The following is a 1,708-nucleotide window of genomic DNA, read 5'->3' as shown; positions in this document are numbered from 1 at the left end:
GCCGCCGACCGCCGCGATCGGCGCGTCCTCGCGGCAGTCGCGGCCCGCGGCGACGACCGCCCAGCGGGGCAAGGCGAAACCCGCGAAGGCCGGCCCGAGCCTCGGGCAGGCAAGCGGGATCATGGCGATCGGCACGATCGCCTCCCGGGCATCCGGCTTCCTGCGCACCGTGGCGATCGCCGCGGCGATCGGCACCGGCGCCGTCGGCGACGCCTACAACGTCGCCAACACCACCCCGAACATCATTTATGACCTGCTCCTCGGCGGGATCCTGACCAGCGTCGTCGTGCCGGTGATGGTCCGAGCCGCGAAGGAGGATCCGGACGGCGGAGACAAGTTCGCGTCCTCCCTGCTGACCCTGATGATCCTCGGGCTCGGCGTGGCGACGGCGATCGGCATGATCGCGGCGCCCTTGATCACCGACGCCTACCTCAACGCCGGGCCCCAGGAGCAGGCCCTTGCCACCGACCTGCTGCGCTGGTTCCTCCCCCAGATCATCTTCTACGGGGTGGGGGCGACGATCGGCGCCATCCTCAACGTCCGGCAGTCCTTCGCGGCGCCGATGTTCGCCCCCATCCTCAACAACGTGCTGGTCATCGCGACCTGCGTGGCGTTCATCTATGTGGTGTCGGGGCCGCGCCCACCGGGGGTGGACGGGGCGAAGGCGATCACCCATACGCAGACGACGGTGCTGGCCAGCGGGACGACGCTGGGCGTGGTGGCGATGACACTCGCCCTGCTGCCCGCGCTGCGTCGGGTCGGCTTCCGCTACCGGCCGACCCTCGACCTGCGCCACCCCGAGCTGCGCTCCGCGGCCCGGCTGGCGAGCTGGACGCTGCTGTTCGTCGTCGTCAGCCAGGCCGGCTACCTGGTGATCGTCAACCTGTCGACGGCGTCAACCGCCTACACGATCTACACCTACGGCTACCAGATCTTCCAGCTCCCCTACGCGATCATCGGCGTCTCGGTGATCACCGCGTTGCTGCCGCGGATGAGCGGGCACGCCGCGCAGGGCCGCGCCGACCTCGTGCGGGCCGACATCTCGACGGCGACCCGGGTGGCGGCGACGGCGATCGTGCCGGCCGCGCTGTTCCTGCTGGCACTGGGACGGCCGATCGCGGTGGCCGTGTTCCACCACGGCGCGGTGAACTACCACGACGCGATCGACATCGGCGACACCCTCAGCGCCTTCGCCCTCGCCCTGGTGCCGTTCTCCCTGTTCCAGGTGCAGCTACGGGCGTTCTACGCCTACCAGGACAGCCGGACGCCGGCGCTGGTCAACATGGGCGTCGTCGCGGTGAACGTGCTCGGCGCGGTGGTGCTGACCGTGACGGTGCCCGAACGGCACCGGGCGCCGGCGCTGGCGCTCGCCTTTGCCGCCGCCTACCTGGTAGGTCTCGCGGCGGCGACCACACTGCTGCGGCGGCGCCTCGGCGGCGTCGACGGCAACCGCACCGCCCGGGTGATCACCCAGGTGGCGATCGCCGCCGGCCTCGGCGCCGTGGTCGCGTCGCTGGTGGCCCGCGCGATCCGCGCTCTGGTCGGCACGGGCTGGCTCGTCTCGGGAATCGCCGTGGTGCTGGCCTGCACGGCCGGGGGCGCGCTGTTCCTGGCCGCGGCCGTCCGGATGCAGATCCACGAGGTCTCCGCGCTGCTGGCGGCGGTCAACGGGCGGCTGGGGCGCGGTCGGCGCGGCGCCGGCGGGCGG

General features: G+C 72.4%; 1 pseudogene. It reads left to right on the top strand.

Annotated elements, in window-relative coordinates:
- Positions 1-46: 46 nt before the first annotated feature.
- Positions 47-1,708: pseudogene (gene murJ, locus MXD58_RS27085) on the top strand (murein biosynthesis integral membrane protein MurJ); the annotation flags it as partial.

The sequence above is a fragment of the Frankia sp. AgKG'84/4 genome (assembly GCF_023242965.2).
Classification (GTDB): domain Bacteria; phylum Actinomycetota; class Actinomycetes; order Frankiales; family Frankiaceae; genus Frankia.
The sequence above is the reverse complement of the archived record's forward strand: the minus strand, read 5'-3'. Positions and strand labels throughout refer to the sequence as shown.